The organism is Salmonella sp. SJTUF15581 (genome assembly GCF_043356775.1).
GTDB classification, from domain to species: domain Bacteria; phylum Pseudomonadota; class Gammaproteobacteria; order Enterobacterales; family Enterobacteriaceae; genus Salmonella; species Salmonella enterica.
On record NZ_JBEUJY010000012.1, the window covers coordinates 87,391 to 101,043 of the forward strand.

General features: G+C 51.9%; 14 protein-coding genes. 8 read left to right on the plus strand and 6 right to left on the minus strand.

Features of this window, described 5'->3' with window-relative positions:
- Positions 1 to 86: 86 nt before the first annotated feature.
- Positions 87 to 1,046: a transcriptional regulator LsrR gene (gene lsrR, locus ABVN36_RS18770; protein ID WP_001283049.1), complete on the minus strand. Its 960-nt coding sequence runs from the start codon at positions 1,044 to 1,046 to the stop codon at positions 87 to 89.
- 255 nt (positions 1,047 to 1,301) lie between these two features.
- On the opposite strand from lsrR, the gene lsrA reads away from it, so the two are divergent.
- From lsrA to ABVN36_RS18805, 7 genes are all read left to right on the plus strand, one after another.
- Entirely contained in the window at positions 1,302 to 2,837 is a 1,536-nt protein-coding gene (lsrA, locus tag ABVN36_RS18775) for an autoinducer 2 ABC transporter ATP-binding protein LsrA (RefSeq protein ID WP_001167251.1), read from the plus strand.
- The gene (lsrC, locus tag ABVN36_RS18780; RefSeq protein WP_000911133.1) at positions 2,831 to 3,874 is read left to right on the plus strand and encodes an autoinducer 2 ABC transporter permease LsrC; all 1,044 of its coding nucleotides are present in this window, start codon (positions 2,831 to 2,833) and stop codon (positions 3,872 to 3,874) included. Before lsrA ends, lsrC begins: the two co-directional genes overlap by 7 nt.
- Positions 3,871 to 4,872 (plus strand): autoinducer 2 ABC transporter permease LsrD, encoded by a 1,002-nt coding sequence (gene lsrD / locus ABVN36_RS18785; RefSeq protein ID WP_000981826.1) that lies wholly within the window; start codon positions 3,871 to 3,873, stop codon positions 4,870 to 4,872. The genes lsrC and lsrD overlap by 4 nt, the downstream gene beginning before the upstream one ends.
- 28 nt (positions 4,873 to 4,900) lie before the next feature.
- Entirely contained in the window at positions 4,901 to 5,923 is a 1,023-nt protein-coding gene (gene lsrB, locus ABVN36_RS18790; protein WP_000090737.1) for an autoinducer 2 ABC transporter substrate-binding protein LsrB, read from the plus strand.
- A gap of 28 nt (positions 5,924 to 5,951) precedes the next feature.
- On the plus strand, positions 5,952 to 6,827 hold the full coding sequence (lsrF, locus tag ABVN36_RS18795) for a 3-hydroxy-5-phosphonooxypentane-2,4-dione thiolase (RefSeq protein ID WP_000774150.1): 876 nt from the start codon (positions 5,952 to 5,954) through the stop codon (positions 6,825 to 6,827).
- Between the two features lie 82 nt (positions 6,828 to 6,909).
- Entirely contained in the window at positions 6,910 to 7,200 is a 291-nt protein-coding gene (gene lsrG, locus ABVN36_RS18800; RefSeq protein ID WP_001543603.1) for a (4S)-4-hydroxy-5-phosphonooxypentane-2,3-dione isomerase, read from the plus strand.
- Positions 7,201 to 7,209: 9 nt separating this feature from the next.
- The gene (locus ABVN36_RS18805) at positions 7,210 to 7,974 is read left to right on the plus strand and encodes an epimerase (RefSeq protein WP_001088047.1); all 765 of its coding nucleotides are present in this window, start codon (positions 7,210 to 7,212) and stop codon (positions 7,972 to 7,974) included.
- Positions 7,975 to 8,065: 91 nt separating this feature from the next.
- Here ABVN36_RS18805 and tpiA read toward each other — a convergent pair whose 3' ends face one another.
- Positions 8,066 to 8,833 (minus strand): triose-phosphate isomerase, encoded by a 768-nt coding sequence (gene tpiA / locus ABVN36_RS18810; protein WP_001216339.1) that lies wholly within the window; start codon positions 8,831 to 8,833, stop codon positions 8,066 to 8,068.
- A 112-nt stretch (positions 8,834 to 8,945) separates the two neighbouring features.
- Complete coding sequence (locus tag ABVN36_RS18815) at positions 8,946 to 9,542, minus strand: YiiQ family protein (RefSeq protein ID WP_000802241.1); 597 nt, start codon at positions 9,540 to 9,542, stop codon at positions 8,946 to 8,948.
- A gap of 100 nt (positions 9,543 to 9,642) precedes the next feature.
- Here ABVN36_RS18815 and ABVN36_RS18820 point away from each other — a divergent pair, with 100 nt between their 5' ends.
- Positions 9,643 to 10,071 carry a DUF805 domain-containing protein gene (locus tag ABVN36_RS18820; protein ID WP_000155237.1) on the plus strand — a complete coding sequence of 143 codons (429 nt, stop codon included), beginning with the start codon at positions 9,643 to 9,645 and terminating at the stop codon, positions 10,069 to 10,071.
- Between the two features lie 106 nt (positions 10,072 to 10,177).
- Here the strand turns inward: ABVN36_RS18820 and fpr are convergent, their stop codons facing one another.
- The 3 genes from fpr to glpK all read right to left on the minus strand — a co-directional run bounded on the left by fpr (position 10,178) and on the right by glpK (position 13,651).
- Entirely contained in the window at positions 10,178 to 10,924 is a 747-nt protein-coding gene (gene fpr, locus ABVN36_RS18825; protein WP_000796304.1) for a ferredoxin--NADP(+) reductase, read from the minus strand.
- Between the two features lie 96 nt (positions 10,925 to 11,020).
- Positions 11,021 to 12,031 carry a class II fructose-bisphosphatase gene (gene glpX, locus ABVN36_RS18830; RefSeq protein WP_001250624.1) on the minus strand — a complete coding sequence of 337 codons (1,011 nt, stop codon included), beginning with the start codon at positions 12,029 to 12,031 and terminating at the stop codon, positions 11,021 to 11,023.
- Between the two features lie 111 nt (positions 12,032 to 12,142).
- Entirely contained in the window at positions 12,143 to 13,651 is a 1,509-nt protein-coding gene (gene glpK, locus ABVN36_RS18835) for a glycerol kinase GlpK (RefSeq protein ID WP_000136808.1), read from the minus strand.
- Between the last annotated feature and the right edge of the window lie 2 nt (positions 13,652 to 13,653).

Genomic DNA, 13,653 nt, shown 5'->3' on the forward strand with positions numbered 1-13,653 from the left:
TTTTTTATCCTCGGCTATTTTTACATCGTTACATAAAATCCTGTCAGTTATTGTTTATTGAATTGAGGTAAGTGTTATTTTATTTTTTATTTTTCAATAAGTTGAATTATTTTTCCTGCGGTTTTCTGATCGGTAACCAGCGCATTGATATAGTTACCGCGCATAGCGGCAATAATAGCTTCTGCTTTTTGTTCGCCGCCGGCGACGCCAATCACGGTTGGGATCGTGGAAAGTGAATTTAACTTCAGGCCAATTAATTCGTTATGGATTTTGATGTCTGGAATAATTTCGCCATGAGCATCAAAAAAATAGCCCAGAATATCGCCTACTGCGCCTTTGCGGCCAATCATGAGTTGTTCACCCTGAGTGATATAACCGGATTTTAAGATACTGGCTTGATCTTTCTGGTTAATTGCCCCAATCCCCACGATGGCGGCATCGGCAGCTTGCGCTGTGAGCATCACATCCCGCACGCTATTTTCATTGCGCAGCGTGCAGGCAATTTCCTGCGATGATGCGCGCAGCGGCGCGGGCATAATACTTACGCTACAAGCGGCATCAAGCTGGCCTATTCCGGTCATATACGGCCCCACGCCGCCGGATAACGTGACCAGTCGGATTTGTTGCGCCGAGATAAATCCGCTGAGGCGTTTTAATGTGGTCATCGTGGCTTCGCCAAAGCCGACGGCCAGCAGTTGCTGTGGCCGCAGTGACTCCATCAACATATGGGCGGCGCCGATTCCTAAGCGCAGACCAATATCGGCATCGGGTAATGCCGGCAGCACGCGGATATTCTGCAATGCGAAGTGGTTGCGCAAGGCATTTTCATACTCAAGACACCCTTCGAAGCGGGAGTTGATTTGTACGCGAATAATACCGGACTGATGCCCTTTCTCCAGCAGACGAGAAACCTTCAGCCGGGTTAGCCCCAGACGCTCGCTGATTTCACTCTGCGTCAATCCATCGTGATAGTAGAACCAGGCAATACGCGCCACCTGCTCTTCTTCGCACATTCCATAATCAGATACCAACGTATTATCGCTCATTGTCATAACCTGGCTTTACTTTGAACATTTCTAAATCATTAACACAATTGTTCAGTTATCACTCCGAAATAACCGTGATTAACGCCACAAAAACGCGTCAAATCTGAACATTTATCATCTAAAAATTCATTTATTCAGAAAACGTGATCTGGATGAGAGTTTTTTGACCAAATAACTACTACCGTTTTGAACAATTTCTTTTTCAAAAAACATTTGTTCAGTCCCGTCAGTCAACATTGAGGGAGCGGAGGCAACATGCAAATCAGTCACAATACTGCATCCCCTCTGATTTGTGTGCAGAACATTTATAAAAGTTATTCCGGCGTCGAAGTACTAAAGGGAATTGACTTTACTCTGCATGCGGGAGAGGTGCACGCATTGCTTGGCGGCAATGGTGCGGGTAAATCAACATTAATGAAGATTATTGCCGGTATAGTCCCGCCAGATGGAGGGACTATCGATATTGCTGGTGTGCGTTGCAGTCATTTAACGCCTCTGAAGGCGCACCAGTATGGCATTTACCTGGTTCCCCAGGAGCCTCTGTTATTTCCGAGTTTATCTGTGCGGGAAAATATCTTGTTTGGCTTGCAGGGACGTCAGGCCTCCACGGAAAAAATGCAGCAGCTATTAAAGGCGATGGGATGCCAACTCGATCCGGCGAGCGCTGCGGGTACGCTTGATGTTGCAGACCGCCAGATCGTTGAAATTATGCGCGGCTTGATGCGCGACTCGCGAATCTTAATTCTTGATGAGCCCACGGCGTCGTTAACGCCAGCCGAAACTGACCGGTTATTTACGCGTCTGCAAGAGTTGCTGAAAAAGGGTGTCGGAATTGTATTTATTTCTCATAAGCTGCCAGAAATTAGACAGTTAGCTCACTGCGTTAGCGTGATGCGTGACGGTAAAATCGCATTATTCGGAAAAACGCATGACCTTTCTACCGACGAGATTATTCAAGCTATCACCCCGGCAACGCAGGGCGTCAGTCTTTCCGCGAGTCAAAAGTTGTGGCTGGAATTGCCTGGCAGCCGCCCGCAGAACGAACGCGGCGCGACGGTATTAGCGCTGGAGTCACTGACGGGCGAAGGTTTTATGAATATCAACCTTGAGGTGCGGGCAGGCGAAATCCTTGGTCTGGCCGGGTTGGTCGGCGCGGGACGCACAGAATTGGCTGAAACGCTGTACGGTATTAGACCGGTCAATGCGGGGCGGATGCTGTTCAATGGTGAAGAAATTAACGCCCTGACAACCCAACAGCGGTTGCAGCTCGGCCTGGTCTATTTGCCGGAAGATCGGCAGTCATCCGGGCTGTATCTTGACGCTTCCCTGGCATGGAATGTCTGTTCGCTGACCCACAACCAAAAAGGATTTTGGATAAAGCCCCAGCGGGATAACGCCACCCTTGAACGTTACCACCGCGCGTTAAATATCAAACTCAATAATGCCGAACAGGCGGCGCGTACTTTATCCGGCGGTAACCAGCAAAAAGTATTGATTGCCAAATGCCTGGAAGCCTCTCCGCAATTACTGATTGTCGATGAACCGACCCGCGGTGTCGATGTCTCCGCCCGCAGCGATATTTATCAGCTGTTGCGCAGTATCGCGCAACAAAATGTCGCGGTGCTGTTTATTTCCTCCGATCTGGAAGAGATAGAGCAGATGGCCGATCGCGTATATGTCATGCACCAGGGGGAACTGGGGGGGCCTGCGTTATGCGGCGAGGAAATTAACGTTGATACCATCATGCACGTTGCGTTTGGCGAACATGGTGCGTCGGAGGCAACATGTTGAAATTCATCCAAAATAACCGGGAAGCGACGGCACTGCTGGCAATAGTCTGTTTATTCGTGTTTCCTGGCGCGCTGGATAGCCAGTATTTGAGCGTGCAAACGCTGACAATGGTTTTCAGTAGCGCGCAAATTTTGATGCTGTTGGCGATTGGCGCGACGATGGTAATGCTCACCCGCAATATTGATGTATCGGTGGGCTCGACGACAGGCATGTGCGCGGTATTGCTGGGAGTGATGTTAAACGCCGGCTATAGCCTGCCGGTCGCCTGCCTGGCCACACTAATATTAGGAATTGTCGCCGGATTTTTTAATGGCGTACTGGTTGCCTGGTTGAAGATACCCGCCATTGTCGCCACGCTGGGAACGCTGGGCTTGTATCGTGGGATCATGCTGCTATGGACAGGGGGGAAATGGATTGAAGGATTACCCGCAGGCTTAAAGCAACTCTCTGCTCCGGTGTTTCTGGGAATTTCCGCAATCGGCTGGTTTACCCTGGTGTTAGCGCTGCTTATGGCCTGGCTCCTGGCGAAAACCGCCTTTGGCCGCAATTTTTACGCCACCGGCGATAACCTGCAGGGCGCCCGGCAATTGGGTGTCCGTACCGAGATGGTACGCATCATGGCATTTTCACTTAATGGCGGTATGGCGGCATTGGCTGGAATCGTGTTTGCCTCGCAGATTGGCTTCATTCCCAATCAAACCGGCACGGGGCTGGAAATGAAAGCCATCGCGGCCTGCGTATTGGGGGGAATTAGCCTGTTAGGCGGGTCAGGCACGGTCATCGGCGCTATTCTCGGCGCTTATTTTCTTACGCAAATCGATAGTGTGTTAGTGCTGCTGCGTATCCCCGCCTGGTGGAACGATTTTATTGCCGGCCTGGTATTGTTGGGCGTACTGGTATTCGATGGGCGGCTGCGTTGCGCATTACAACGCAATCTGCGCCGCCAGAAATATGCCCGTTTTATATCACCACCCACTCCACTACAGGCGGAAGCAAAAACGCACGCACAACAGAATAAAAACAAAGAGGTGGCATGATGAATCCATGGCGACGCTATAGCTGGGAAATTGCGCTGGCAGCCTTATTGATCTTTGAAATTCTGGCTTTCGGTCTGATTAATCCACGTTTATTAGATATTAATGTCTTACTTTTTAGCACTAGCGATTTTATTTGTATCGGTATTGTCGCTTTGCCGCTAACAATGGTTATTGTCAGCGGTGGTATGGATATTTCATTTGGTTCTACAATCGGGCTATGCGCGATTACCCTGGGTGTGCTGTTTCAGCTCGGTATGCCGCTACCTTTAGCGATTATTATTACCCTACTACTCGGCGCAATATGTGGGCTGATAAATGCCGGACTTATTATTTATACCGGCGTAAACCCGTTGGTGATTACCCTGGGAACCATGTATTTATTTGGTGGTAGCGCATTATTGTTATCTGGTATGGCTGGCGCCACGGGTTATGAAGGTATTGGTGGATTTCCCACAGCGTTCACTGACTTTGCCAATATTTCATTTCTTGGTATTCCCATGCCGCTTATTTTTTTTCTTGTGTGCTGTCTGTTTTTCTGGCTGCTCATGCATCGCACGCATATGGGACGCAACGTTTTCCTGATTGGCCAGAGCGCCCGTGTCGCGCAGTACAGCGCGATCCCGGTGAATCGCACGTTGTATACCGTGTATGCCATGACCGGATGCGCCTCCGCTATCGCCGCCGTATTACTGGTTTCTTACTTTGGCTCCGCACGTTCGGATCTGGGCGCCTCTTTCCTGATGCCGGCCATTACGGCGGTTGTGCTGGGAGGCGCCAATATTTATGGCGGCTCCGGGTCGATTATGGGGTCCGCGTTGGCGGCGCTGCTGGTGGGATTTTTACAGCAGGGGCTACAGATGGCCGGAGTGCCGAATCAAATTTCCAGCGCATTGTCCGGTGCGCTTCTCATTGTTGTTGTCGTTGGTCGTTCCGTCAGTTTGCATCGTCACCAAATCCTTGAATGGTACTCACGCCGTCGCAATGCGCATCAGGCATGATTTCCTTTTGAAATTTATGGAGAAAAAAATGGCAAGACACAGCATTAAAATGATCGCCTTACTCACTGCGTTTGGTCTGGCATCTGCGGCAATGACCGTGCAGGCGGCAGAGCGGATTGCTTTTATTCCCAAACTGGTTGGCGTGGGCTTTTTTACCAGCGGCGGCAATGGCGCGCAGGAAGCGGGAAAAGCGCTGGGCATTGACGTAACTTACGATGGCCCTACAGAGCCCAGCGTCTCAGGCCAGGTTCAACTGGTGAATAACTTTGTCAATCAGGGGTATGACGCCATTATCGTTTCTGCCGTTTCGCCTGATGGCCTGTGCCCGGCGTTGAAGCGGGCAATGCAAAGAGGCGTGAAAATATTAACCTGGGATTCCGATACCAAGCCGGAGTGCCGTTCTTACTATATCAATCAAGGGACGCCAAAACAGCTCGGCAGCATGCTGGTAGAGATGGCCGCTCATCAGGTGGACAAAGAGAAAGCGAAAGTCGCTTTCTTCTATTCCAGCCCAACGGTGACCGACCAGAACCAGTGGGTGAAAGAAGCTAAAGCCAAAATTAGCCAGGAACATCCGGGGTGGGAGATAGTCACTACCCAGTTTGGCTATAACGATGCCACGAAATCGCTCCAGACGGCGGAAGGTATCATCAAAGCGTATCCCGATCTGGATGCCATCATCGCGCCTGACGCTAACGCTTTACCTGCTGCGGCACAGGCGGCGGAGAACCTTAAACGCAATAATCTCGCGATTGTTGGTTTTAGTACGCCGAATGTAATGCGCCCTTATGTTCAGCGCGGCACTGTTAAAGAGTTTGGCCTGTGGGATGTCGTCCAACAGGGAAAAATTTCCGTATATGTCGCCAACGCGTTGCTGAAAAATATGCCAATGAATGTCGGTGACTCACTGGATATTCCCGGCATCGGCAAAGTCACCGTTTCACCTAATAGTGAGCAGGGATATCACTATGAGGCAAAAGGTAACGGCATTGTGTTATTGCCGGAGCGTGTCATTTTCAACAAAGACAATATCGACAAATATGATTTCTGATAACTGTTATGTATCGACGGAGTAAAGAATGGCTGATTTAGATGATATTAAAGATGGCAAAGATTTTCACACCGATAAACCACAAACTAACACTTTGTTCGCATTAAAAGGCTGTGGCGCGCTGGATTGGGGAATGCAGTCCAGACTGGCGAGGATTTTTAATCCCAGGACCAGAAAAACGGTCATGCTGGCCTTTGACCATGGATATTTCCAGGGGCCGACAACCGGACTTGAGCGTATTGATATCAATATTGCGCCGCTCTTTGAATATGCTGATGTCTTAATGTGTACTCGCGGCATATTACGCAGTGTGGTACCTCCGGCAATCAATAAACCAGTCGTTTTACGTGCGTCCGGAGCGAATTCTATTCTCACTGAATTAAGCAATGAGGCGGTTGCGGTGGCGATGGATGACGCTGTGCGGTTGAATAGCTGTGCTGCTGCCGCACAGGTTTATATTGGTAGTGAGCATGAACATCAGTCGATTAAAAATATTATTCAACTGATTGATGCCGGGTTACGCGTCGGGATGCCAATAATGGCAGTGACCGGAGTGGGTAAAGATATGGCTCGCGACCAGCGTTATTTTTCACTGGCAACGCGTATCGCTGCGGAAATGGGGGCGCAAATTATCAAAACGTATTATGTCGATAAAGGTTTTGAGCGTATTGCGGCAGGGTGTCCGGTACCGATTGTCATCGCCGGCGGTAAAAAACTGCCTGAACGTGAAGCATTGGAAATGTGCTATCAGGCGATTGACCAGGGGGCTTCTGGCGTAGATATGGGGCGTAATATATTCCAGTCAGAAGATCCGGTAGCCATGATTAAAGCGGTACATGCTGTCGTTCATCATAACGAAACAGCAGAGCGTGCTTATGAGCTGTTTTTGAGTGAGAAAGGTTAAATGAGATCGCTTCCCCATCTTTTACCGATGCGAGGAGATGGGGATGACTGTTATTTTATTTGGAATAATCAGGGGGTTAATGATGCACGTTACGCTGGTTGAAATTAACGTTCATGATGACAAGGTTGAACAATTTATCGATGTTTTTCGGCAGAATCATCTGGGCTCAATTAAAGAGCCGGGTAACTTGCGTTTTGATGTTCTGCAGGATCCGCAGGTGCCTACGCGATTTTATATTTATGAAGCCTACGTTGATGAACAGGCCGTCGCTTTTCACAAGACAACGCCACACTACAAAACTTGCGTGGAGCAGCTTGAACCGTTGATGACCGGTCCGCGGACAAAAAAAGTTTTTATGGGTTTGATGCCTTAAGGAGCGCTCATGAACAGCCAGTTTGCCGGATTAACGCGCGAAGCATGTGTGGCATTGTTAGCGTCATATCCGCTTAGTGTGGGTATTCTGGCAGGGCAGTGGATTGCGTTGCATCGCTATCTGCAACAGTTGGAAGCGTTAAACCAGCCGCTGTTGCATTTGGATTTGATGGATGGTCAATTTTGCCCGCAGTTTACCGTTGGGCCATGGGCAGTTGGGCAATTGCCGCAAACCTTTATCAAAGATGTTCATTTGATGGTAGCGGATCAATGGACGGCGGCGCAAGCCTGCGTGAAGGCGGGCGCACACTGCATCACGCTTCAGGCTGAAGGCGATATTCATCTGCATCATACGCTAAGCTGGCTTGGTCAGCAGACCGTGCCCGTTATTGGCGGTGAAATGCCGGTGATTCGGGGGATTAGTTTATGCCCGGCAACGCCTCTGGATGTCATTATCCCTATTCTGAGCGACGTTGAGGTTATTCAACTACTGGCAGTGAACCCTGGATACGGCAGTAAAATGCGCTCCAGTGATTTGCACGAGCGCGTGGCGCAGCTTCTCTGTCTACTTGGTGATAAACGCGAAGGTAAAATTATCGTTATTGATGGGTCGTTAACGCAGGATCAATTGCCTTCGTTGATTGCACAGGGCATCGATCGTGTTGTTTCTGGTAGTGCGTTATTTCGTGATGATCGGCTGGCTGAGAATACGCGGAGCTGGAGGGCGATGTTTAAGGTTGCCGGGGATACTACTTTCTTACCCTCCACAGCATAAATGCCGGATGGCGGCTTTACCTTATCAGGCCTACATAAGCACTCGGCTGGTAGGCCTGATAAGCGCAGCGCCATCAGACATTGATTGGCAATTAAGCCTGTTTAGCAGCTTCTGCTGCTTTCACGATCACGGCGAAGGCGTCAGCTTTCAGAGAAGCGCCGCCTACCAGTGCGCCGTCGATGTCCGGCTGCGCGAACAGTTCGGCTGCGTTGGAGGCATTAACAGAACCGCCGTACTGGATAATAACCTGTTCAGCGATTTTCGCGTCAGCTTTAGCAATGTGGTCACGGATGAATTTGTGCACTGCCTGCGCCTGCGCAGGAGTTGCAGATTTACCGGTACCGATCGCCCATACGGGTTCATAAGCGATAACCGCGCCTTCAAAGGCTGCCGCGCCCTGCGTTTTCAGTACCGCGTCGATTTGGCGTGCGCACACTTCTTCTGTTTTGCCCGCTTCGTTTTCCGCTTCGGTTTCACCGATGCACAGCACCGGCGTCAGACCTTGTTCTTTCAGTACGGCGAATTTTTTGGCGATCAGCTCGTCAGATTCTTTGTGATAAGTACGACGCTCGGAGTGGCCGATAATAATGTACTGCGCGCCGATATCCTTCAGCATTTCAGCCGAAGTTTCACCGGTGAATGCGCCAGACAGATTCAGATCAACGTTCTGCGCGCCCAGCATGATGTGGCTGCCGGCAGCAGCGCGTTTCGCCAGATCGATATACATTTCCGGCGGAGCGATTGCCACGTCGCAGCCTGCTACGCCCGTCAGTTCTTTACGCAGGTTAGCCACCAGTTCGTTTACCATGTGGCGGCTGCCGTTCAGTTTCCAGTTACCCATCACTAAAGGATGTCGCATTTCATTTCTCCACGCTTAGTCAGCGAATTAAGGAAGATGGCCGCTCGTCAGAGCAGCATGGTCTGTGAAACAGTATAGAGATTCATCCCCGGAAAGGCTTTGCTTTTTGTCATCAATTCGCCCCTTCCAGATTTTCAGATAACGCCAGCTTAATCGGTTCAACCGCGAAGGTCAGCCCCTTTTCGCCGTTATCTGCGACAACATAACGTACCGCGCCTTCGGTCTCGGCGTAATAGTGTTTACCTTTACCGGCGATAAGCATCTTTTGCAGTTTTTTCTGGCTTTGCTCTTTTGTCAGCAACGGGGCGACAGTGCGAATAATGGCGGCCATATATTCCAGCGCTTTCGCTTTCGCCGCTTTCTGTTCCGGCCCCTGAATGGGCAGCCAGGTAATCTGCATACTTTTCACTTTGAGCGTACCGCGCTCCAGCGCCGTGGAGGCATACAGATTTTCGTTAATCTTACTGGCGGCGCGGGTCAGATTCGCCTTATCGCGGCTATTCTCAATGGCGCGAAATTCATTGAGCGGCAGATCGGGATTCTGGCGGTTAAAGTTCTCACGAAACTGGCTAATAGAAAGATCAAAGGTTGGCGAGCCCGCCAGCAAATAGGGCGCTGTCGTGGTCGATGAAGAGAGCTGCGCGTGCGCCGTTATGCTGGCGGTGAGAGCAGAAAACAACAGTAAAAACAGAGTACATCCTGGCTTCATCAATCTTACCTTTCGTTAGGACTGCTCACGATTAAAACGATAACTGTCGGGCTTGTCAAAAGGGTAAACTGTAGCGGAAGGCAAAATATAAGGAACTTACATGACCATACAGCAATGGTTATTCTCATTTAAAGGGCGTATCGGACGCCGTGATTTCTGGATTTGGATCGGCCTCTGGTTTGCCGGGATGCTGGCGCTATTTTCGCTGGCGGGGAAAAACCTGCTTGATATCCAAACGGCGGCATTTTGCCTGGTGTGCCTGCTGTGGCCGACCGCCGCCGTCATGGTCAAACGTCTGCATGACCGGGGGCGATCCGGCGCGTGGGCGTTGCTGATGATTCTGGCGTGGATGCTGCTGGCCGGAAACTGGGTGATGCTGCCGGGGATGTGGCAGTGGGTCGTCGGGCGATTTATTCCGACGCTGATCCTGGTGATGATGCTTATTGATCTGGGCGCGTTTGTCGGTGTTCAGGGGGAAAATAAGTTTGGGAAAGCGACACAGGACGTGAAGTTTAAAGCAGAACCGTAAACGGGCGGTAAACCGTAATTTGCCCGGTGGCGCAGACGCTTACCGGGCCCACAGATTGGTGATGATTTGCAGGCCGGATAAGCCCCAGCCGCCATTCGGTAAAACATCACCAGTAATGTTCAGCCGTCATCTGCCCCGGTCGGCGGCGCAGATGTTTAGTCATCTGTCGGGTCTCTTTCAGCAGTTGCTGCGTATCGCGCACCATCTGCGGGTTCCCGCACAGCATGACGTGGCTGGTCTCTTTATCCATCGGCAATCCAACGGCTTTTTCCAGCTCGCCGTTTTCAATGAGCGCTGGCACGCGTCCGGTAAGCGAGCCTGGCACGCTCTCCCGGCTGACCACCGTTTGGATGCGCAGCTTGCCTTCATAACGCTGTTGCAGTTCCAGCATTAGCGGCAGATAGCTTAAATCGGCGGCGAAGCGTGCGGCGTGGACTAAGACCAGATTTTTAAAGCGCGCGACATCCTGGCCATATTGCAGAATAGACAAATACGGGCCAATAGCGGTTCCGGTCGCCAGCATCCATAGCGTCTCGCAGTCAGGCACTTCATCCAGTACAAAGAAACCCGACGCGTCGCTGACCACTTGCACCTCATCGCCAGGTTTTAGCGCCGCCAGCCGCGGGCTGAGCTTTCCTTGCGGCACCGTCACCAGATAAAACTCTAAATTCGGATTGTCAGGCGCATTGACATAGGAATACGCGCGCTGAACGCGCTCGCCATCGATCTCCAGTCCGAGTTTGGTAAATTGGCCTGCAGTAAAAGGATTAATGGGGGCGTGAACGGTCAGGCTGAACAGTGCGTCAGTCCAGTTTTGCACCTTAGTGACTTTACCTGTTACCCAATCGGCCATGGTTTTCTCCTGTTCTGAATCGCTAACCTTATCTTCGTTCGTCAGGAGAAAGATTTCCAGCCCCGCGAGGCTGGAAGGCTCTAACTAACAAATGCGCTAGAGGATATGCGCCTGCACATCCGGATCTTTACGATCAAGATAGTGGATAGACTGAATGCGGCGGATGGTGCGTGATTTGCCGCGGATCAGCAGCGTTTCCGTCGTGGCAATATGGCCTTTCCGGCTAATTCCTTCCAGCAGATCGCCTTTCGTGATGCCGGTCGCGGAGAAAATAACGTTATCGCTACGCGCCATATCGCCCAGGCATAACGCCTTGCCCGCTTCAATGCCCATTGCTTTGCAGCGCGCCAGTTCCTGTTCGCCAATGCGGCGGTTTTCTTCGCTGTCGCCTTTCACATCATGGCGCGCCAGCAGACGCCCCTGCATATCGCCGTCCAGCGCGCGGATCACCGCTGCGGATACCACGCCTTCTGGTGCGCCGCCAATCCCGTACAGCACGTCGACTTCGCTATCCGGCATACAGGTCAGAATTGAGGCCGCGACGTCGCCGTCAGGAATGGCAAACACGCGTACGCCCAGTTTGGCCATCTCTGCGATGACCTCGTCATGACGCGGTTTTGCCAGAATGGTCACGGTCAGATCGCCAAGCGGTTTACCCAGCGCATCCGCGATGTTGCGCAGGTTATCCGCCAGCGGCAGATTGAGATCGATCGCCCCTTTGGCGCCCGGACCGACAATCAGTTTTTCCATATACATATCGGGCGCATTCAGGAAGCAGCCTTTATCGCCGACCGCCAGCACCGCCAGCGCGTTCGCCTGACCCATCGCCGTCATGCGCGTGCCCTCAATCGGATCGACGGCGATATCTACCGCATCGCCGTGGCCGGTACCGACTTTCTCGCCGATATAGAGCATCGGGGCCTCGTCGATTTCGCCTTCGCCAATCACGATGGTGCCGTCAATGTTGACCTGGTTGAGCATGATACGCATGGCGTTGACCGCCGCGCCGTCCGCGGTATTTTTATCGCCGCGTCCCAGCCATTTGTAGCCAGCCAGCGCCGCCGCTTCGGTCACACGGGAAAATTCGATGGCAAGTTCTCGTCTCATAACAAACTCGTAGCAAAAAGGAGTGGCGCGCAGTGTAGCACAGGGGAAGGAGGGAATAATTGATGTGTGTGCGGAGTTGCCCCCGCACAAAGATTTTGCCGGATGGCGACCTTACTTGTCGTGATCTTCCCACGCCATTGCGCGTTTAACCGCTTTCTTCCAGCCGCTATAACGGTAGTTACGCTCGGTGGTTTCAATGCCGGGGCGGAATTCTCGCTCAATGACGGCTTTTTCCTGCAGCTCGTCCAGGTTCTGCCAGTAACCGACGGCCAGACCAGCCAGATAGGCGGCGCCCAGCGCGGTCACTTCGCGCACTTCCGGGCGTTCCACCCGCGTGCCGAGAATATCTGACTGGAACTGCATCAGGAAGTTGTTGGCCACTGCGCCGCCGTCCACACGCAGAGCGTGCAGGCGGATACCGGAGTCGGCCTGCATTGCTTCCAGTACGTCGCGGGTCTGGTAAGCGATGGATTCGAGCGTCGCGCGGATAATATGATTAGAGTTCACGCCGCGGGTCAGGCCAAAAATGGCGCCGCGGGCATACGGATCCCAGTACGGCGCGCCCAGACCGGTGAAGGCCGGAACCACGTAGACACCGTTGGTATCTTTCACTTTCGTGGCGAAATATTCGGAGTCGAACGCGTCGCTGATGAGCTTCATTTCATCACGCAGCCATTGAATGGACGCTCCCGCCATAAACACCGCACCTTCCAGCGCATAGTTGACTTCGCCGCTTGGGCCGCAGGCGATGGTGGTCAGCAGGCCGTTTTCCGATTTTACCGCTTTCTCGCCGGTGTTCATCAGCATAAAGCAGCCGGTGCCGTAGGTATTCTTTGCCATTCCTTCCTTTACGCACAGTTGACCGAATAGCGCGGCCTGCTGATCCCCGGCAATCCCGGCGATAGGAATACGTGTACCGCCTTTACCGCCAATATTGGTCTGGCCGTAGACTTCGGAGGACTTACGTACCTGGGGCAGCATCGCGCGTGGGATATCCAGCACGTCCAGCATCTTATCGTCCCAGTCCAAATCATGGATGTTGAACAGCATGGTTCGTGAGGCGTTGGTGTAATCCGTAACGTGGACGCGGCCCTGCGTCATCTTCCAGATAAGCCAGGTATCCACCGTACCGAACAGCAGCTCGCCACGCTTCGCGCGTTCGCGCGAACCTTCCACATGGTCAAGGATCCATTTCACTTTAGTGCCAGAGAAGTACGGGTCGACGACCAGACCGGTATTGTCGCGGATGTAATCTTCCAGGCCGTCGCGTTTAAGCTGTTCGCAAATATCGGCGGTACGACGACACTGCCAGACAATAGCGTTGTATATCGGTTTGCCGGTTTCACGTTCCCAGACGATCGCGGTTTCACGTTGGTTGGTGATACCGATAGCGGCAATCTGATCGGAACTGATATCGGCCTTAGCCAGCACTTCTACCAGCGTTGAGCTTTGGGACGCCCAAATTTCCATCGGGTCGTGTTCTACCCAGCCTGGCTTAGGATAAATTTGCTCAAATTCACGCTGTGATACGCTGACGATATTCGCGTCATGATCCATAACGACCGCGCGGGAGCTGGTGGTACCCTGGTCGAGCGCAACGATATATTTTTTTTCAGTCATAA

What these genes read in the sequence shown, in the direction of transcription:
- lsrR (WP_001283049.1), bottom strand. Translation starts at nt 1,046, where the DNA reads ATGAGCGATAATACGTTGGTATCTGATTATGGAATGTGCGAAGAAGAG.
- lsrA (WP_001167251.1), top strand. Translation starts at nt 1,302, where the DNA reads ATGCAAATCAGTCACAATACTGCATCCCCTCTGATTTGTGTGCAGAAC.
- lsrC (WP_000911133.1), top strand. Translation starts at nt 2,831, where the DNA reads ATGTTGAAATTCATCCAAAATAACCGGGAAGCGACGGCACTGCTGGCA.
- lsrD (WP_000981826.1), top strand. Translation starts at nt 3,871, where the DNA reads ATGATGAATCCATGGCGACGCTATAGCTGGGAAATTGCGCTGGCAGCC.
- lsrB (WP_000090737.1), top strand. Translation starts at nt 4,901, where the DNA reads ATGGCAAGACACAGCATTAAAATGATCGCCTTACTCACTGCGTTTGGT.
- lsrF (WP_000774150.1), top strand. Translation starts at nt 5,952, where the DNA reads ATGGCTGATTTAGATGATATTAAAGATGGCAAAGATTTTCACACCGAT.
- lsrG (WP_001543603.1), top strand. Translation starts at nt 6,910, where the DNA reads ATGCACGTTACGCTGGTTGAAATTAACGTTCATGATGACAAGGTTGAA.
- ABVN36_RS18805 (WP_001088047.1), top strand. Translation starts at nt 7,210, where the DNA reads ATGAACAGCCAGTTTGCCGGATTAACGCGCGAAGCATGTGTGGCATTG.
- tpiA (WP_001216339.1), bottom strand. Translation starts at nt 8,833, where the DNA reads ATGCGACATCCTTTAGTGATGGGTAACTGGAAACTGAACGGCAGCCGC.
- ABVN36_RS18815 (WP_000802241.1), bottom strand. Translation starts at nt 9,542, where the DNA reads ATGAAGCCAGGATGTACTCTGTTTTTACTGTTGTTTTCTGCTCTCACC.
- ABVN36_RS18820 (WP_000155237.1), top strand. Translation starts at nt 9,643, where the DNA reads ATGACCATACAGCAATGGTTATTCTCATTTAAAGGGCGTATCGGACGC.
- fpr (WP_000796304.1), bottom strand. Translation starts at nt 10,924, where the DNA reads ATGGCCGATTGGGTAACAGGTAAAGTCACTAAGGTGCAAAACTGGACT.
- glpX (WP_001250624.1), bottom strand. Translation starts at nt 12,031, where the DNA reads ATGAGACGAGAACTTGCCATCGAATTTTCCCGTGTGACCGAAGCGGCG.
- glpK (WP_000136808.1), bottom strand. Translation starts at nt 13,651, where the DNA reads ATGACTGAAAAAAAATATATCGTTGCGCTCGACCAGGGTACCACCAGC.